Origin of the sequence: Krasilnikovia cinnamomea, assembly GCF_004217545.1 — a bacterium.
In the GTDB taxonomy this organism is placed as follows: Bacteria; Actinomycetota; Actinomycetes; order Mycobacteriales; family Micromonosporaceae; genus Actinoplanes; species Actinoplanes cinnamomeus.
This window is the reverse complement of record NZ_SHKY01000001.1, coordinates 3229725-3247648: the sequence shown is the minus strand read 5'-3', so window position 1 is coordinate 3247648 and position 17924 is coordinate 3229725. Positions and strand designations below refer to the sequence as shown.

Sequence of the window (17924 nt, the reverse complement as noted above, 5' to 3'; positions counted from 1 at the left end):
GTCACTCCTCCGGCCGGTCCTGGTATGTGACGACCAGCTCGTCGTCGACGGCGTCCACCCGGATGACAGCGCCGTCGCCGGCATCGCCTGACAGCAGTGCCCGGGCGATGCGGGTCTCCACCTCACGGGCGATGAAGCGGCGCAGTGGCCGCGCCCCGTACACCGGGTCGAAGCCCTGCCGCGCGATGAACCGCCGTGCCTCTTCGCTGACGTCCAGCGTCATCCGCCGCTCGGCCAGCCGCTCGCGCAACTCGCTGAACATGAGGTCGACGATGCGTTCGATCTGGGGCTGGGTCAGTGGCATGAACAGCACGATGTCGTCGACCCGGTTGAGGAACTCGGGGCGGAAGTGCCGTCGCAACTCCCCCATCACCAGCTCGCGGCCCTCGGGCTTGATCTCGCCGGAGTCGGTGACGCCCTCCAGCAGATAGGCGGAGCCGATGTTCGACGTCATGATGATCACGGTGTTGCGGAAGTCGACGGTGCGGCCCTGCGCGTCGGTGAGCCGGCCGTCGTCCAGCACCTGCAGCAGCGTGTTGAACACATCAGTGTGTGCCTTCTCGATCTCGTCGAAGAGCACCACGGAGTACGGCTTGCGCCGGACCGCCTCGGTCAGCTGGCCACCCTCCTCGTACCCGACGTATCCGGGCGGCGCGCCGACCAGCCGGCTCACCGTGTGCCGCTCCTGGTACTCGCTCATGTCGATGCGGACCATGTTCTCGTCGGTGTCGAACAGAGCGGAGGCCAGCGACCGCGCCAGTTCGGTCTTCCCCACCCCGGTGGGGCCGAGGAAGATGAACGACCCGATCGGCCGCCGCGGACTCTTGATGCCCGAGCGGGCTCGGATGATCGCGTCGGTGACCAGCTGGACCGCCTCGTCCTGCCCGATCACCCGCTCGTGCAGGATCTGGTCCAGGCGCAGCAGCTTCTCTCGTTCGCCCTCGGTCAGCCGGCTGACCGGGATACCGGTCCAGCGCGACACGATGGACGCGATCTCCGCCTCGGTAACGACCTCCCGGAGCAACCGCTTGCCGCCCTGCTTCGCGGCGAGCCGCTGCTCCTCGGCCTGCAGTCGGCGCTCCAGCTCGGGCAACCTGCCGTGGCGCAGCTCGGCGGCGCGGTTGAGTTCATAGTTTCGCTCCGCCTGTTCCGCCTCCAGTCGGATCTGCTCCAGCTCACGACGCAGCTCCTGCACCCGTTTCAGCGCCTGCCGTTCGGCGTCCCACTGGGCGCGCAGCGCGTCCACCTCGGCCCGCCGGTCGGCGAGTTCCTTGCGGAGCTGCTCGAGGCGGGCCACGCCGGCCGGGTCGTCCTCCTTCGACAGCGCCGCCTCCTCGATCTCGAGACGGGTCAGTTTCCGGGTCAGTTCGTCCAGCTCGGCCGGCATCGAGTCGATCTCCGTCCGGAGCATCGCGCACGCCTCGTCGACCAGGTCGATGGCCTTGTCGGGCAGGAACCGGTCGGAGATGTACCGGTGGCTGAGGACCACCGCGGCGACCAGCGCCGCGTCCTGGATCTTCACGCCGTGGAAGACCTCCAGCCGTTCCCGCAGCCCGCGCAGGATCGAGATGGCGTCCTCCTCGGAGGGTTCCTCGACGAGCACCGGCTGGAAGCGGCGTTCCAGCGCCGCGTCCTTCTCGATGTGCTTGCGGTACTCGTCCAGCGTCGTCGCGCCGATCAGGTGCAGCTCACCGCGGGCGAGCATCGGCTTGAGCATGTTGCCGGCGTCCATCGCACCCTCGGCTCCGCCGGCGCCGACGACGGTGTGCAACTCGTCGATGAACAGCAGGATCCGGCCCTCCGCCGCCTTCACCTCGGACAGCACGGCCTTGAGACGTTCCTCGAACTCGCCGCGGTACTTCGCGCCGGCGACCAGAGAGCCCATGTCGAGGGCGAAGACCTGCTTGTCGCGAAGTCCCTCCGGGACGTCGCCGTTGGTGATCCGCTGAGCGAGTCCCTCCACGATGGCCGTCTTGCCCACCCCCGGATCGCCGATCAGCACCGGGTTGTTCTTCGTCTTGCGGGACAGGATCTGGATGACGCGGCGGATCTCGCCGTCCCTGCCGATGACCGGGTCCAGCTTGCCGGCAGCCGCGTCCGCAACCAGGTCCCGGCCGTACTTGGCCAGCGCCTCGTATGCGACCTCCGGCATCGCCGACGTCACGCGCTGGTTGCCGCGGATGCTCGTCAGAGCCTGCAGGAAACTGTCACGGGTGAGTCCCGCCTCGCCCAGCAACCGGCCGGCGGCGGTCGCCGAACCCTCGTCGAGCAGCGCGATCACCAGATGCTCGACCGAGACGTACTCGTCCTTGAGCCGTTTGGCCTCACGTTCCGCTGCGTCGAAGAGCCGGGACAGTCGCTGGGTCACGTGGACCTGGCCGGGCGCGGCGCCTGGACCGCTGGCGCGGGGTCGCCGGTTCAGCTCCGCCTCCACCTTTGCCCGCACCGTGTCCGGGTCGGCCTCGGCCGCGTCGAGCAGCCGGGGCACCAGACCGTCGGGCTGATCCAGCAGAGCCAGTAGCAGGTGCTCGCCGTCGACCTCCGTATGGCCGTACCGGAGCGCCTTGGTCTGTGCGTCGTGCAGGGCCTCCTGCGATTTCTGGGTCAGGCGGTTCAGATCCACGGTGTTCCTCCGATACGTCGAGAGGACGCCACGCGCAGCTGGCGCTCGAGTCCGGCAACCCGGTCGAGCAGGTCGACGACGAGCCCGAGCGAGGAGTAGTTGAGGCCCAGACTCATGCGCAGGCGCCGGATCCGGGCCACGGCGAGCAACTGGTCGCGGCCGAACCACAGCTCGCCGGCGGAGTCGCGGACCGGTTCGAGAAGTCCCAGAGCGACGAGCCGATGGACCATCTCCGGATGGATCCCGGCGAGACGGCTGAACGTGGCCAGATCCAGCCGTACGGTGGACGGTCCTGGCCTTCGAACAAGGGGGTAGGTCACGGCTGCCGCCTAGGGTTGAAGGTGGATGTCGCGGCGAGCTGCTCGAAGAGCCGCCGTTCCTCGTCGCCGAGCTCGGGCGGCACCACGATCTGGGCCACGGCGTACAGGTCACCGTTGCGGCCACGCGGGTTGGGTAGCCCGCGGCCGGCCAGCCGGAGCCGCCGGCCGCTGGAGGTGCCGGCCGGCACCTTGACCTTCGCCTCGCCACCGGGCGTGTCGACCGCGACCGAGGTGCCGAGCGCGGCCTCCCAGGGAGCGAGCGGCAGGTTCACGCTGATGTCCCGGCCGTCCACCCGGTAGCGCGGGTGCGGTGCCAGCCGGATCCGCAGGTACAGGTCGCCCGGCGCCGCGCCGTCGCTGCCCCGACCGCCCTGACCGGCCAGGCGGATCCGCTGCCCGTCGGTCACCCCGGCCGGGATGGTGACCTCCAGGGTCCGGGTGCCGCCCGGACCGGACAGCGTCACACCGCGACGCACGCCGGAATAGGCCTCCTCCACCGACAACTCGAGTTCGGCCTCCTGGTCGGCGCCGGCCACCGGTCCCCAGCCGTCCCCTCGTCGGCCACCGAACAGGCCGCCGAGCAGGTCCTCGAGATCGATGTCCTGGGCGCCCCCGGACTGGAACCAGACATCCTCCGCGGCGGCGCCGCCGCCCCGGCGTGGCCCTCCTCGACCGCGGCGGGCACCGCTCGAGCCCGCGGCAGCTCTGGCGCGGGCCCAAGCCTGCGGATCCGTGTCCGGCGGCACCTGCCGGAAGTCCGGTCCGAAGGCGTCGTAACGCCGCCGCTGGTCCGGATCCGAGAGCACGTCGTACGCCTCGGAGACATCCTTGAACCGCTCTTCGGCACCCGGATCCTTGTTGATGTCCGGGTGATAGGTGCGAGCGAGTTTGCGGTACGCCCGCTGCAGCTCCTCCGCGCTGACGTCCCTCGGCACGCCGAGCGTCTCGTAGAAGTCGCGGGACGGCGCCATCAGGTGCCCTTCGCCACGATCACCGCGGCCGGCCGGAGCGGTCGTTCGTCACTGCCGTACCCGGGCCGGACGACGTGCAGCACCGTGCCCGGTTCCGCCCCGGCGCCCGGCGCCGTCGCCACCGCCTCGTGCCGGCTCGGGTCGAAGGGCTCGTTCACGTCCGAGCGGCGAGGGAATCCCAGGTCGGCGAGGACGTTGAGGGCCTGTTCGTGGACGGCCTGGACCCCGGAGACGATCGACGCCGGATCGGCAGCGGCATGTTGCAGGGCCAACTCCAGATTGTCGAGTACGGGCAGCCACCGCGCGGCCACCGCGGCCCGCTCGTCGTCCCGCTGCTGAGCGGACTCCCGAGCCACCCGCTTGCGCAGGTTGTCGAAGTCGGCCAACGCGCGCCGCCAGCGGTCCTCCATCTGGGCGAGCTCGGCACGCAGTTCCTCGGTCTCGTCGGCGCCACCGGGGGTCACGTCGTTGTCGGTCGCCGCCGCATCGGTCTGGCCGGTCGCGTCGAGAGGGCCTGGGTCGCCGGATGGCGGCCTCGCAGCGGGTCGCGAGGTGTCATCGACCGCCGTCCGGCTCTGCTCCTGCTCACTCATCGCCAGGTCACCCGGCCGTGAACTCGGCATCGATGACGTCGTCGTCCTGGCTGCTCCGGCTGCCCTGATCGTTCGGACCGCGCTGCGACGGAGCTGGGCCGGCACCGTCGCTACCGCCGCCCACGCCGAGGCTCTGGTAGACCTGCTGAAGCTCGGCGGTCAGGGTCCGCAGCCGATCCAGCGGCGCCTCGTCCTTGATCGCCTGCCGCGCGTCACTGATCAGCATCTCGGCGCGGCCCTTCTCGTGGACCGGCACCGCGTCGCCCAGCTCGGCCAGCCGCCGCTCCACCTGATGTGCGGCCGAGTCCAGCGAGTTGCGGGCGTCGATGATCTCCCGGATCCGGGCGTCCTCGTCGCGGTGGCGCTCGGCGTCCTGGACCATCCGTTCGATCTCGGAAGTGTCCAGGTTCGAGCTTTGGCTGATCGTGATGCGCTGTTCGGCGCCGGTGTCCTTGTCTCTCGCCGAGACGTTGAGAATGCCGTTCGCGTCGATGTCGAAGGTGACCTCGATCTGCGGCTCGCCGCGCGGAGCGGGCCGGATGTTCTCCAGCCGGAACCGCCCGAGCACCCGGTTGTCCGCAGCGCGTTCCCGCTCCCCCTGCAACACCACGACATCGACGGCGGGCTGGTCGTCGGCCGCGGTGCTGAAGGTTTCGGTACGGCGGGCCGGGATGGTGGTGTTCCGCTCGATGATCTTGGTCATCAGGCCGCCCATGGTCTCGATGCCGAGCGACAGCGGAGTGACGTCGAGCAGCAGGACGTCCTTGACCTCACCCTTGATGATCGCCGCCTGCAGCGCGGCACCGAGCGCGACGACCTCGTCGGGGTTGACCGTCATGTTCGGGTCCTTGCCCCCGGTGAGCCGCTGGACCAGCTTCTGCACGGCCGGGATGCGGGTCGACCCGCCGACGAGAATGACCTCGTCGATGTCGTTTGCGGTGACCTTCGCGTCGGCCATGGCCCGCTCGACCGGGCCGAGGCAGCGGTCGACGAGATCCGCCGTGAGCTGCTCGAAGGTCGCCCGGGTGAGAGTCACGTTGAGGTGCTTGGGGCCGTTGGCGTCCGCAGTGACGAACGGCAGGTTGATCGTGGTCTGGGTGACCGAGGACAGCTCGACCTTGGCACGCTCGGCGGCCTCGAAGAGCCGCTGGAGGGCCTGCGGATCCCGGCGCAGATCGATGCCGTCACTGCGCTGGAACTCATCGGCCAGGTGGTCCACGATGCGCCGGTCGAAGTCGTCGCCGCCGAGGTGAGTGTCGCCCGCGGTGGAGCGCACCTCCACCACGCCGTCGCCGACGTCGAGCAGGCTGACGTCGAAGGTGCCGCCACCCAGGTCGAAGACCAGCACCGTCTCGTGCTCGCGCTTGTCCAGTCCGTAGGCCAGCGCCGCCGCCGTGGGCTCGTTGATGATCCGCAGCACCTCTAGGCCGGCGATGCGCCCGGCGTCCTTGGTCGCCTGCCGCTGGGCGTCGTTGAAGTAGGCCGGCACGGTGATGACCGCCTCCGTGACCCGCTCGCCCAGGAACTTCGAGGCGTCCTCGACCAGCTTGCGCAGGACCAGCGCGGAGACCTCCTCGGGGGCGTACAGCTTGTCGCGCACCTTGAACCGCACCGCGTTGTCCGGGCCCGCCACGACGTCGAACGTCACCGCGGTCAGCTCGCTGGACACCTCGTCGAAGCGGCGTCCGATGAAGCGTTTCGCCGAGTAGATGGTGCCCTTCGGGTTGAGGATGGCTTGGCGGCGGGCGAGCTGACCGACCAGTCGCTCGCCCTGTTCGGTGAAGGCCACCACCGAAGGCGTGGTGCGTGCTCCCTCCGCGTTCGGGATCACCGTGGGGTGACCGCCCTCCACCGCCGCGATCACCGAGTTGGTGGTGCCGAGGTCAATTCCCACTGCCCGTGCCATAGCGTCGTCCTCCACACTTGTGTCGGCGGCAGTACCGTCGCTTGCGCCCAGTTCGATCGCAACAGCGCCGATACCCGATGTCCATTGGCAGGACTGCCAATCAGGAGCCGGCCGTGGCCGTCAGGGTTTGAGCACGACCTTCTCGCAGTTGTCCTGCTTGTTCTTGAAGATCTCGAAGCCGCGTTCCGCCTCGTCGAGCGCCAGGGTGTGGGTGATGATCCGGGTGGGGTCGATCTCTCCGCGTTCGATGCGTTGCAGTAGCGGCTTCATGTAGCGCTGCACGTGGCATTGCCCGGTCCGCAGAGTCAGCGCCCGGTTCATCCACGCGCCGGCGGGGAACTTGTCCAGCAGGCCGCCGTACACGCCGACGACGGAGACGACGCCGCCGCTGCGGCACGACAGGATGGCCTGGCGCAGCGCGTGCGGCCGTTCGGTCTCCGACCGGACGGCCTGCTTGATCCGGTCGTACGCGGCGATGTGCGCGCTGCCGTGGGTGGCCTCCATGCCGACCGCGTCGATGCACTTGTCCGGTCCCCGCCCGCCGGTCAGTTCCAGCAGCCGCGACCGCACGTCGACCTCGTCGAAGTTCACCGGCGTGTGGCCCGCCCGTTCCGCCATCTGCAGCCGGTACGGCTCCTTGTCGATGGCGATGACCCGCGCGGCACCCAGCAGCCGGGCGCTGTCCATGGCGAACTGGCCGACCGGGCCGGCGCCCCACACCGCCACCACGTCGGACGGCTGGATGTCGCACATCTCGGCACCCATGTAGCCGGTGGGCAAGATGTCGGACAGGAACAACACCTGCTCGTCGCTCAGCTCAGACTCGATCTTCAATGGACCGACGTCGGCGAACGGCACCCGCGCGTACTGGGCCTGACCGCCCGCGAAACCGCCGGTCAGATGTGAATAGCCGAAGATCCCGGCGACCGGGTGACCGAACATCTTCTCCGCGATCCCGGCGTTGGGGTTGGAGTTCTCGCAGCAGGAGTACAGCTCGGCGGCGCAGGCGGCGCACCCGCCGCAGGCGATCGGGAACGGCACGACGACCCGGTCCCCGACGCGCAGACGACCGGGGTCGACGCCCGGGCCGACCTCGATCACCTCGCCCATGAACTCGTGGCCCATGACGTCGCCGTCCTGCATCGTGGGCACGTACCCGTCGACCAGGTGCAGGTCCGAGCCGCAGATCGCGGTGGAGGTGATCCGTACGATGGCATCGCGCTTGTTCAGGATCCTCGGATCCGGCACGTCACGGACCTCGACCTTGTTGCGCCCCGCCCAGGTGTTGGCCCTCATGCGTCCGTCCCCTTCGCGAGTTCGGCGTCGGACAGCGGCTGCGCCGGACGCTGCGGGAACTCCTTACGGGCTCGCTTGCCCCAGGGGGCGCCGTCGGAGCGGACCACTTCGCCGGTCTCCAGCACCTGCTTGAGCCGGCGCAGATCGTCGTCGAGCTGCTGATGTGGTTCCTCGCCGAAGTACTTGGCGACCGCCTTGCCGATCGTGCCGCCCGGAATGTCGTACACCAGCACGACGTGCACCTCAGTGCTCACACCGTCGGGGGCGGGCAGGAACCGGACCGTGCCGGCGTTCGGCACGTCGGCGTTGCCGGTCGAACGCCACGCGATCTTCTCACCGGGCTGCTCCTCGGTGATCTCCGCGTCCCACCCGACGTCCTTGCCGAACGGGGCGTCGGCGGTCCAACGACTGGTCCGGTCACCGGTGGTGCGGACCTGCTCGAGATGCGCCATGAACGTCGGGAGGTTTTCCAGGTCGCGCCAGAACCCGTACACCTCCAGTGCGGGTTTGCGAATGGTTGTCGCTGCCTTCAACTCCATGCATCCTCCTTCGCGTACGCCCCGCACCGCCGGCACGGAGCCGATGTCCTTCGCACACCTGAACCCGCCAATCGACCGCGCGCCTGCCCTGCCCGGTCAGACGAACGCCGCGTCCACGTAGCACCATCGCCAGTCCTCGCCGGGCTCGAACGTTTGGACGATCGGATGGGCTTGGGTGTGGGCGTGCTGCCGCGCGTGCTTCATCGGTGACGAGTCGCAGCAGCCGACGTGCCCGCAGGTGAGGCACAACCGCAGGTGGACCCACGGCGTGCCCAGGCGCAGGCACTCTCCGCAGCCCCGGGGGGTCTGCGGCACCACCGGTCTGATCATGACTACGTGCGGGTCGATGACTGTGGTCATGGATTCTCACCTCACGCCGTGGCCGGCCGGTTCCGGGTACCGGTCACGGCCCGCGCATCGGGGCGGTTCCGGTGCAGCCGCACACCAAACACCGCCAGGGCGGTACCGAACAGGATCGCGTACGCACCGATCAGAGTCAGGACGGCCAGCGCCCCGGCCGCCGGCCAGACGATGAGCAGGATGCCGAACGCAACCGACAGCACGCCACTGAGCGCGAGCAGCCACTCGTGCCGCATCTCGCGACGCAACCGTACCGCCGCGACGACCTGTAGCACGCCGGTGATCAGCGCCCAGGCCGCGATCAGCCACAGCAGCACAAGCGTGGTAGCACCCGGCCACACGAATGTCAGGATGCCTATGAGGACAGCGGCGATGCCCTGCACGATCAGCCAGCCACGGCTGCCGGTTCGCACACCGTCGCGGTTGCGCCCGAGCACCGAGGCCAGCGTGAATACGCCGTCGACAAGCACATACGCCCCGAACAACAACACCAGTGCGAACACCGTCGGCCCCGGCCACACCAGCGCCACCACTCCGAACAGGATGGCGGCGATGCCGCGCAATACGACCGCCCACCAGTACCGGGACAGCATCTCCACCATGGTCGGTTCCTTCCGGGCGTCGTCAGACTGCCTTTCGGCAGTTTCTCGTCATGGACGGAGAGCCAATTGGACGAGCATGCGACTGTCCTCCCTGAGCGCCGCACGCCTGGGCGTCTCCTCTCAGAACTACCCCCGTGGTCGGCCGCCGTCGATTGGCAGAGTTGCCAATGCCGGGCGTGCCCGGCGCAGTCGAGGTGGGGAACCGGATCACGATTCACGGCCGTCCGGTCCGGCCGTCGATGAGCCGGTACGGGATGTACAGGCCGTGGCGGGTCGCCAGCACCGCGGCGGCGGTACGGGTCGGGGCGTGGAGCTTCGCGCGGATGTGTTCGAGGTGTGCCGCGGCGGTCCGCGTGGTGATGTACAGCCGGGCGGCGATGTCTCGGTTGGCGTGTCCCTCGATGACCAGGCCGAGAACGACCAGTTCCCGGTGGGTGAGCGCGTAAAGGTTCCCGGGGGGTGAGATCAGGACGATCCCGATGAGGTCCTCGGGTGTGCTGGGTGGGCAGGCGAGGCCGGTGACCTGGACGTAGCGCTGCGGGGCGTCGTCCGCGTGGAGCGGGCAGAGGAACGTGGTGTGCCGGATCCGGTCGGTCAGCGCGTTGATCGCTGTGGGCGCGACGGTGGGGAATCTGGTGAGCACGGAATCGGTGGCCATCCCGGGCAGTGGGGTGAGGGTGCCTCGGCGGTCGACGACGACGGCGGCGGTGGCGCCCTGGACCAGCTGCGCCAGCCCGGCGAACAGGTTCATCGGATCCAGGACGGCGGTGATGGCGGGCGCGATCGCGCCGATCATGTCGCGGGCCTCGGTGGTCGGTTGGGTGGCCGTGTTGGTGTGGAGTGCGAGTACGCCCAGGTGGCGGCCGTCGGGCGTGATGAGCGGGACGTCGAGGACTGCGCGGAATCCGGCCGGCCACCAGTGTCTGGACCAGCACGGCAGCTCGGCGGTGTGTGGTGGTGCGTGCCGTCGGCGCATGGGCCGGTGTCGCTGTAGCAGGCCGCCGGTCTTCCTCAGCTCGGTGAGTTCTTCGGATTCCATGTACGCGAGGCTGTCCCGATCATGGCCGATGGAGGTGACCGTGGTGTAGCGGCGCTGGTCTTCGTCGAGTGTGCCGATCCATCCCGCGGTGAACGGAACGATCCGCTTCATCGGGTCCCACATGAACGCCAGGTCCTCTGCCAGGTCGTCGCTGGCCGGTGACACCCGGTTGATCTCTGCTGTCAGCTCCAGCGCTACCGCTAGGGACTCGGTCACGGCCTGCACCTCCTCACGATCGGACAGGTGCACTTGAAGCGCCTACCCCCAGCCAGCAGCGGCAAACTTCGCAAGTCGAAGCGATTGGTAAATCTGCCAATCGACACCCCGCCGCAGTGGCTGTTGCGATGGAGGGGTGCTGACGACGACGGGCTGCGGGGCGACACGTGACTGCTGAGCACCTCGAGGAAACACCGGACATCGGGGGCGCGTATCCGCGACTGCCCAGCCGGTACCTGACCCTGCTGCGCCGGCACGGCGAGACCCGCACCGTTCAACCCGACGACGTGCTCGTTGCCGAAGGACAGCGGGACCGCGACTTCTTCGTTGTCCTGTCGGGCCGCGTCGCCGTCATCGAGGGACACGGCACTCCGCACGCCCGGATCGTCCGGGTGCACGGGCCGCACCGCTTCCTCGACGAACTGAGCCTGCTCACCGGCCAGCCGTCGTTCGTCTCGATGGTGGCGGCCACCCCGGGAGAGGTGCTCGCGGTCGCGCTGCCGGTCTTGTACGGCCTGGTCCGGCAGGAACCGGAACTCGGTGACCTCATCCTGCGCTGTTATCTGACGCGCCGCGAACTGCTGGTGGGAAGCATCGCCGGCATCAAGATCATCGGCTCCCGGTTCGATCCGGACACCAGGCGGCTACGCGAACTCGCCGCCCGCAATCGGGTGCCACACCTCTGGATCGATCTGGAGAACGACCCGGCGGCCGAGGATCTTCTCCGCCGACTGTCCGTCCCGCCGCAGGAAACCCCGGTGGTGATCTGGCGGGATACCGTGCTGCGCAACCCCACCAATGCCGAGCTGGCTCGATTGGCCGGACTGAAGGCGCCGGATTCCGGCGAGGCGACGTGCGACCTCGTCGTCGTGGGCGCCGGACCGGCCGGCCTTGCCGCCGCCGTCTACGGCGCCTCCGAAGGGCTGTCCACCATCGTCGTTGACGCCGTGGCGGCCGGCGGGCAGGCCGGAACGTCGTCGCGCATCGAGAACTACCTCGGTTTCCCGGCCGGCATCTCCGGTGCCGACCTCGCGGACCGCGCCGTCATCCAGGCGAAGAAGTTCGGCGCGACCTTGACCGTCCCGGCCGAAGCGACCCGACTCGAGGCGTGCGACGGCCACCACGTCGTGGCCATCGACGACGGTACGCGGCTGCGGACCCGAACGGTCGTGATCGCCACCGGCGCGCGGTACCGCAAGCTCAATGTCCCTCGCCTCGCAGAGTTCGAGGGCACCAGCATCTACTACGCCGCAACCTTCATGGAGGCGACATTCTGCACGCGCCAGCCGGTGTGCGTAGTCGGCGGCGGAAACTCCGCCGGGCAAGCGACCATCTTCCTCGCCCGGTACGCGAGCACGGTGCGGCTGCTGATCCGGCACGACGACCTGGGCCGGGACATGTCCCGATACCTCGTCGACCAGATCGAGCGACTGCCGAACGTAGAGGTCCTGCGGCACACCGAGGTGAGCGAACTGCACGGCGAGGAGGGGCGACTACGCACGGTCGTGGTCACCGACAAGGCGACCGGCGACCGGCGCGAGATCCCCACCAGCGTGCTGTTCGTCTTCATCGGTGCGCAACCGTGCACCGGCTGGCTAGCCCAATGTGTCGCCATGGACGATCGCGGCTACGTACTCACCGGCGGAGCCGCCGCGGCGCCCACCCCGGCCAGCCTGCTCGAAACCAGCCGTCCCGGCGTCCTCGCCGTGGGAGACGTCCGCAGCGGATCGATCAAGCGGGTCGCGTCCGCCGTCGGCGAGGGCGCCATGGCGGTACGCCTCATCCATGAGCATCTCGCCCGGCTGAGTGAGGCAACCGCACGGCCGCCGCACCCCGCCTGAACGGCGGGCCGAGCTGGCCTGGGGGAAGTGCGGAGACTCCGGGATTCGAACCCGGGAGGGGCTTTAAAACCCCAACCGCATTAGCAGTGCGGCGCCATAGACCAGACTAGGCGAAGTCTCCTCCGGCAGCCCACGGGCCACCGACCGTCGAGGATACCGGACCGCCTCGGCACCGGGCAAAGAGGCTGCCATTTGGCCACGCCGATCACGAATCGACGGACCACCGGGTTTTTCACCGGGAGAATCCGCTGCGCCGGGGCTAGGCTGCGACGGCATGGAGGAGAACCAGCCCACGCAGCGCCGGGAGCCGTCGCGCGCGCGTAGCCCCCGGGCCGCGTTCAGCACCCCGGATGAGAACGCGCCGCAGGACCAGCCGGCCGAGCGCGCCGCGAAGCCCGCCCCTCCGGTGACGTTCCAGCCGCCGTCCGGAGAGCCGGACGCCCGGCCACCGTCGCGTGCGGGGTCCGAGCGCGAGCGGCCAGGCCGTCGTTCCGCTGCCCCCGGTACGCCGACCCCGGCGCCGTCACCAGGCACGCCCGACCAGGCACAGGCCGGCACCGCATCCGGGGATCCCGCGAACGCCGGTCCCAAGGACGGCGTGACCGACGAGCAGGCCCAGGGACCCGAGCAGGCCCAGGGACCCGAGCAGGCCCAGGGACCCGAGCAGGCCCAGGGACCCGAGCAGGCCCGGGGGCCCGAGTCGGCTGCCCGGCCGGCCGGGAAGACCCGCACTCCGGCCGGCGGCGGCGCATCAACCCGGCGTGCCCGCGAGGCCAAGCGGGCCGCAAGCGCCCCGGCGGAACCCACCCCGGATGCCACTGGGCCGGGCGCCCGGCCCGCCAAGAAGGCAGCCCCGGCGAAGAAGCCAGCAGCTCGCAAGTCCACGGCTGCCCGGCGAACACCGCCACCTGCGGCCACACCCACGACACCTGCCGCGCCGCCGAAGGCACCCGCCTCCCCCACGAAACCTGCCCCGGGATCCCCTCCCACGGGCGTCCGCACGACGACGGCCGCGGCGTCCATCGAAGCCTGGACCAAGATCCTCGCCGACCCCGGCTACGCCCCCGAACTGCTGGCGGTCGCCGCCGTGCAGGCCATCGGCCCGCGCGCCCGGGACTGGGCGCAGCGGATCCGGGCGGCCTATCCGAGCGCCGGCCCGGACGCGGTGGCCCGCCTGGCGGCGGCACAGTTCACCCGCGTGGGCAGCGTGACCGGTGTCGTCGGTGCGGTGGCCGGCTCCCGTTCGCCGGCCGCTCTGCTGGCCACGAACGCGCTGACGCATGCCGAGCTGACCTTGCACATCGCCGCCGCGTACGGACTGGATCCGACCGATCCGGCGCGCGCGGCCGACCTGCTCGTGCTCACGCAGGTGCACGCGAACCGGGAGGCGGCCGAGCTGGCGCTGGTCGCGGCGCGGCAGCCGGCCCATGAGCGCGACGCGGTGGCCGGGGCCTTCGGCGGGGCGGAGGGCGACCGGCCGCGCGGGTGGTGGCGGGCCGGCCGGATGGCGGGCCTGCAGGCGGGCGCGTGGGCGCTGCTGCGCACCGCGAACCGCTACTTCCCGGGTACGAGCCTGCTGGCCGCCGCGCTGACGGGCCAGTCGTCGGCGCGCAACATGGCGGCCAAGGCGACGCTGTTCTACCGTGGGGCGGCCCGGCGCTGAGGCCCACCGCACCATGACGGACCCGGTTGGACGCGGGGCAGCCGATCACTCAGAGCCAGCGAAGCCAGGACGCCGGTAGCAGGGAGTAGCCGACGAAGGCGGCGATGTCGAGGATGCTGTGCGCCACGATCAGCGGCATCACCCGCCGGGTTCGCACGAAGAACAGCGCGAAGACGACTCCCATGATCGCGTTGCCGAGGAACGCGCCGAAGCCCTGGTACAGGTGGTAGGAGCCGCGCAGCACCGCGGACGCCGCCACGACGAGTGGAAGCTGCCAGCCGATCTCGCGTAGCCGGGTCATCAGGTACCCGACGACGATGACCTCCTCCAGCACCGCGTTCTTGATGGCGGCCAGGATGAGCACGGGCGTCGCCCACCAGACGGGTTGCAGCGCGGCGGGCACGATCTGCGCGTTGACGCCGAGCTGCGCCGCGGCGTACACGAGTAGCAGGCCGGGGATGCCGATGGCCGCGGCCAACCCGAAGCCCCAGCCCACGTCGAACCGGGGGCGGTTGAGGGTGAGGCCCAACGTCTCGGTCGGCCGGTTCAACAGATAGAGGACCAACAGTACGGGCGCCAGCGCGAAGGAGATCTCCAGCAGCTGGTACGTCAGGTCCAGGTATGGCCGCGGCGACTGTGACGCGTTCAGCGTGGCGGCCTGCTGGGAGAGCGGCTTGCCCGCGGTGAGCTTCGCGACGATGGACACCACGGAGTAGACAGCGGACTGGCCGAGCGACAGCAGCAGGACGATGGCCACTTCCTGGCCGAGCCGGGTGCGGCTGGCGGGCCGTGAGTCGGAGGTCACCGGATCACTCTATGGGGCGCATGATCAGTTCAATCGCTAAGCACAAACAGGCCGAAAAGGTGCTGGCGACTCGCCGACGTCGCACTTTGGGTGCGTCGGGTACCCGACTCTCGTATCCCACCCTGAAGGGCATGGGAGACCTCGCACGCTTGCTCAAGGAGAGCTGGAGCCTGGTCGAGGAGAACCGGGACAAGGTCGCCGGTTATTTCTACGCACGCATCTTCCTGGCCCACCCGAACGTGCGTGACCTATTTCCGGTGCACATGGACGTGCAGCGCGCCCGCCTGCTCGGCGCGATCGTCACGGCCGTGCAGACCCTCGAGGATCCCGAGCGGTTCGACCAGTACCTGCGCGGGCTGGGCCGCGATCACCGGAAGTTCCATGTGGAACCGGGGCACTACGAGGTGGTGGGTGGAGCGTTGATCGAGGCGTTGCGGCATTTCGCGGGCGACCAGTGGGCCATCGAGTACGAGCAGGCGTGGGCGGACGCGTACGCGGTCATCGCCGCGAAGATGCTGGCGGGGGCGGAGGCGGACACCAATCCCCCGTACTGGCATGCGGAGGTGGTCGCGCACGAGCGCCGCTCCAGCGACATCGCGGTCTTCACCGTGCTGCCGCTGCAGCCGCTGGAGTTCCGCGCGGGGCAGTACCTGAGCATGGAATGCCCGCGCTATCAGCCACGGCTGTGGCGCACGTACTCACCGGCGAACGCGCCGCGGCGCGACAACACGCTGGAGTTCCACGCTCGCGCGGTGGGTGCGGGCTGGGTGTCCAGCGCCCTGGTGCGCCGCCTGAAGGTGGGTGACATGGTCCGGCTGGCCGCGCCCATGGGCACGATGACCCTGGACCGCCGTTCCACCCGGGACACGGTGTTCGTGGCGGGCGGCACGGGCCTGGCCCCGATCAAATCGTTACTGGAGGAGCTCACCCGGTACAACCGGACCCGGTGGGTGCACGTCTTCTTCGGCGCCCGCAACCGCGACGACCTGTACGACCTGGCCGAGCTGAACCGGCTGGCCGCCCGCTATCCGTGGCTGTCGGTGGTGACGGCGTGCAGTGACGACCCGACCTTCGGCGGCGAACAGGGCAACATCTGCGACGTCGTCGCCCGGTTCGGCCCGTGGAACGAGCACGACTTCTTCGTCTCCGGCTCCGGCCCGATGGTCAAGGCCACGCTGAAGACCCTGGCCGAGTTACAGGTCCCGCCGATACGCATCAAGTACGACAGCTTCTCCGAGATGAGCTAGTACGCCCACGGCCGCCCGGTCTGCTGGTACTCCTCCACGGGCAGCAGGCTGTCGTCGGGCATGCGGTCCACGTACAGGCGGCCTTCCAGGTGGTCTATCTCGTGGCTGACCAGCCGCGCCATCGCCTGCTCGAAGGAGGTGATCACGCGGGTGCCGTCGAAGCGGGCGTGTTCCACCTCCACCCGTAACGGGCGGCGGACCAGGCCGCGGTAGTCGAAGAAGGACAGGCATCCCTCGTACCGGTCGTCGGTGTCGGGGGATTCCCCGACCAGCCGGGGGTTGAGCAGCACGACCGGGTTGCTGCCGCGCTCGGGTGGCCGGATGACCGCGGCGGCGACGGCGCGACCGATCTGCGGGGCGGCCAGCCCGACGCCTTTGCGGAAGTCGTGTGCCCGTTCGAGGCGGTCCAGTGTGGCCAGCAGCCCGGTCACGGCGTCGCGGGCGGCGGCCTCCTCGCGGGGCAGCTGGAAGTGCCGGGCGCGCTGGCGCAGCAGGTCGGAACCGCGCTGCACGATGCCGATGTCGCGCATCCGCTGGCTGGCCCGTTCCTCGTCGCACGGCTGTCCGGTACCGGGGCGTCCCGAAACCGCCGCGCGCGGCGGCGGGACCCGCTTCCCGGCGGACTCGACGGGTTCACCCGCGCCCGGGGGCGCGGGCGGATCATTCCCCGTGCCCGAGGGCACGGCTCGATCACCTCCCGCACCTGGGGAGCGGTTCGGCTCCGGGTCCGAGGGCTCCTCCACGGTCGGGGCGCCCGGGGCGCGGAACCGCCATTCCAGCCGGTAACGGGCGTTGAGCAGGGGGGCGTCGGTCGACCATTCGAAGATCGCCCGGTCGCCGTCGTTGTGCCGCCCCAGCGGCGTCCGTACGGGCACCTCGGCCGCCAGCGACGTCTCCACACCCCACACCTGCGGGTCGAACTCCACCGGGAAGTCGAGGCGCACGGTGAGGCTGCGGGTGGGCAGCCGGACCGCCCGCTGGAACCACTGTCCCCACTTCTGTTCGCCGACCGTGTACGCGTACTCGATCGTGGTGCGCTCGCCGGGGTAGAGGGGGAACCGCCCGTGCTCGTTGGCGAACAGCAGCCAGATCTCCTTGGCGGCGTCCCGGTCGAGCTTGACGTACCAGTCCATGGGCTCCACGGCGGCGCCCTCGCCGGCGTGCGCGGCCAGGCTCATCTCCTCGACGGTCAGCGGATGCGCGCGGTGGTGCCGGTTGGACCCGGCGGGGTCGTGCGGGAACCGGTCGACGGCGATCTTCACCAGGTACCGGGTCACCGGCTCGCCGCCGGGGTTGTACAGGTCCCGCCGGACCCGGCACCGGTACGCGCCGCCGGTGTAGCGGAGCTCGGCGATCTCCCGTTCCACGATCAGCCCGGTGCCGGGCGGCATCCACTGGACGGGCACCGGTGGATCCCGGTGCAGCGCGGCGCCCCGGGCGTGCCGCAGTTCGTCGTACTCCCGGAACCGCTGCCAGATCGCACCACCCGCGGCGAGCACCGCCTCGGCCCGGCGGGCGAAGTCCTCCGTGGGTTTGTGCCGGCGGCTCTCGACATGGCTGACGTACGAGGGATCGAAGCCCATGCGCGCGGCGAGCTGCTTCTTGGTCATGCCCCGCTCGTTACGCCACTGGGCCAGCGCCGCGACGAACTTGTCCGCGGCTCGCTCGACGGGTGAGGTGGTCAACACGGTGTCCCCTTCGCCACGAGAGCTTCAGTGTCACGGCCACGCCTGTCCGTAAGGGGCTAGTAGCACGTTGCCGACAGATGCCTTGACGGGCGCGGCGAGCGGGCGGGGACGCTTGATCAGGAACACAAAGCCGTCTGACCAGAGGTTTCAACCAGCCTGGTTAGGTTAGCCTTAACAAGGTATGGTGGGCGTCGCCGCGGAGGTGGACTCCCGGT

At 70.0% G+C, this 17924-nt stretch carries 15 protein-coding genes and 1 tRNA gene; 3 read left to right on the top strand and 13 right to left on the bottom strand.

Annotation, left to right across the window (positions count from 1 at the left end):
• Position 1 precedes the first annotated feature (1 nt).
• The 10 genes from clpB to EV385_RS14610 form a co-directional block, all read right to left on the bottom strand.
• Positions 2–2623 carry an ATP-dependent chaperone ClpB gene (clpB, locus tag EV385_RS14655; protein ID WP_130509981.1) on the bottom strand — a complete coding sequence of 874 codons (2622 nt, stop codon included), beginning with the start codon at positions 2621–2623 and terminating at the stop codon, positions 2–4.
• A complete protein-coding gene (locus EV385_RS14650; RefSeq protein ID WP_130509980.1) occupies positions 2614–2943 on the bottom strand; it encodes a chaperone modulator CbpM in 330 nt (109 codons plus the stop codon). The genes clpB and EV385_RS14650 overlap by 10 nt, the downstream gene beginning before the upstream one ends.
• Complete coding sequence (locus tag EV385_RS14645; protein WP_130509979.1) at positions 2940–3914, bottom strand: DnaJ C-terminal domain-containing protein; 975 nt, start codon at positions 3912–3914, stop codon at positions 2940–2942. The genes EV385_RS14650 and EV385_RS14645 overlap by 4 nt, the downstream gene beginning before the upstream one ends.
• Complete coding sequence (locus EV385_RS14640; RefSeq protein ID WP_130509978.1) at positions 3914–4507, bottom strand: nucleotide exchange factor GrpE; 594 nt, start codon at positions 4505–4507, stop codon at positions 3914–3916. Before EV385_RS14640 ends, EV385_RS14645 begins: the two co-directional genes overlap by 1 nt.
• A gap of 7 nt (positions 4508–4514) precedes the next feature.
• A complete protein-coding gene (gene dnaK, locus EV385_RS14635) occupies positions 4515–6413 on the bottom strand; it encodes a molecular chaperone DnaK (RefSeq protein ID WP_130509977.1) in 1899 nt (632 codons plus the stop codon).
• A gap of 120 nt (positions 6414–6533) precedes the next feature.
• On the bottom strand, positions 6534–7709 hold the full coding sequence (locus tag EV385_RS14630; protein WP_130509976.1) for a zinc-dependent alcohol dehydrogenase: 1176 nt from the start codon (positions 7707–7709) through the stop codon (positions 6534–6536).
• Positions 7706–8248 carry an SRPBCC family protein gene (locus EV385_RS14625; protein WP_130509975.1) on the bottom strand — a complete coding sequence of 181 codons (543 nt, stop codon included), beginning with the start codon at positions 8246–8248 and terminating at the stop codon, positions 7706–7708. The genes EV385_RS14630 and EV385_RS14625 overlap by 4 nt, the downstream gene beginning before the upstream one ends.
• Before the next feature lie 96 nt (positions 8249–8344).
• Positions 8345–8608 carry a UBP-type zinc finger domain-containing protein gene (locus EV385_RS14620; RefSeq protein WP_130509974.1) on the bottom strand — a complete coding sequence of 88 codons (264 nt, stop codon included), beginning with the start codon at positions 8606–8608 and terminating at the stop codon, positions 8345–8347.
• A gap of 11 nt (positions 8609–8619) precedes the next feature.
• Complete coding sequence (locus EV385_RS14615; RefSeq protein WP_130509973.1) at positions 8620–9210, bottom strand: HdeD family acid-resistance protein; 591 nt, start codon at positions 9208–9210, stop codon at positions 8620–8622.
• Between the two features lie 214 nt (positions 9211–9424).
• The gene (locus tag EV385_RS14610; RefSeq protein ID WP_130509972.1) at positions 9425–10465 is read right to left on the bottom strand and encodes a LuxR C-terminal-related transcriptional regulator; all 1041 of its coding nucleotides are present in this window, start codon (positions 10463–10465) and stop codon (positions 9425–9427) included.
• 167 nt (positions 10466–10632) lie between these two features.
• Here EV385_RS14610 and EV385_RS14605 point away from each other — a divergent pair, with 167 nt between their 5' ends.
• Entirely contained in the window at positions 10633–12306 is a 1674-nt protein-coding gene (locus EV385_RS14605) for an FAD-dependent oxidoreductase (protein ID WP_130509971.1), read from the top strand.
• A 30-nt stretch (positions 12307–12336) separates the two neighbouring features.
• Here the strand turns inward: EV385_RS14605 and EV385_RS14600 are convergent.
• Positions 12337–12427 (bottom strand) — tRNA-Ser (locus EV385_RS14600).
• A 153-nt stretch (positions 12428–12580) separates the two neighbouring features.
• Here EV385_RS14600 and EV385_RS14595 point away from each other — a divergent pair.
• Entirely contained in the window at positions 12581–13969 is a 1389-nt protein-coding gene (locus EV385_RS14595; protein WP_130509970.1) for a hypothetical protein, read from the top strand.
• Between the two features lie 49 nt (positions 13970–14018).
• Here the strand turns inward: EV385_RS14595 and EV385_RS14590 are convergent, their stop codons facing one another.
• Positions 14019–14774: a CPBP family intramembrane glutamic endopeptidase gene (locus EV385_RS14590; RefSeq protein ID WP_130509969.1), complete on the bottom strand. Its 756-nt coding sequence runs from the start codon at positions 14772–14774 to the stop codon at positions 14019–14021.
• Positions 14775–14905: 131 nt separating this feature from the next.
• Between EV385_RS14590 and EV385_RS14585 the strand changes: the two genes are divergently transcribed.
• Complete coding sequence (locus EV385_RS14585; RefSeq protein ID WP_130509968.1) at positions 14906–16021, top strand: globin domain-containing protein; 1116 nt, start codon at positions 14906–14908, stop codon at positions 16019–16021.
• On the opposite strand, the gene EV385_RS35070 is transcribed toward EV385_RS14585, so the two are convergent.
• The gene (locus tag EV385_RS35070; RefSeq protein WP_242625294.1) at positions 16018–17706 is read right to left on the bottom strand and encodes a peptide deformylase; all 1689 of its coding nucleotides are present in this window, start codon (positions 17704–17706) and stop codon (positions 16018–16020) included. The two genes, EV385_RS14585 and EV385_RS35070, sit on opposite strands and share 4 nt — an antisense overlap.
• Between the last annotated feature and the right edge of the window lie 218 nt (positions 17707–17924).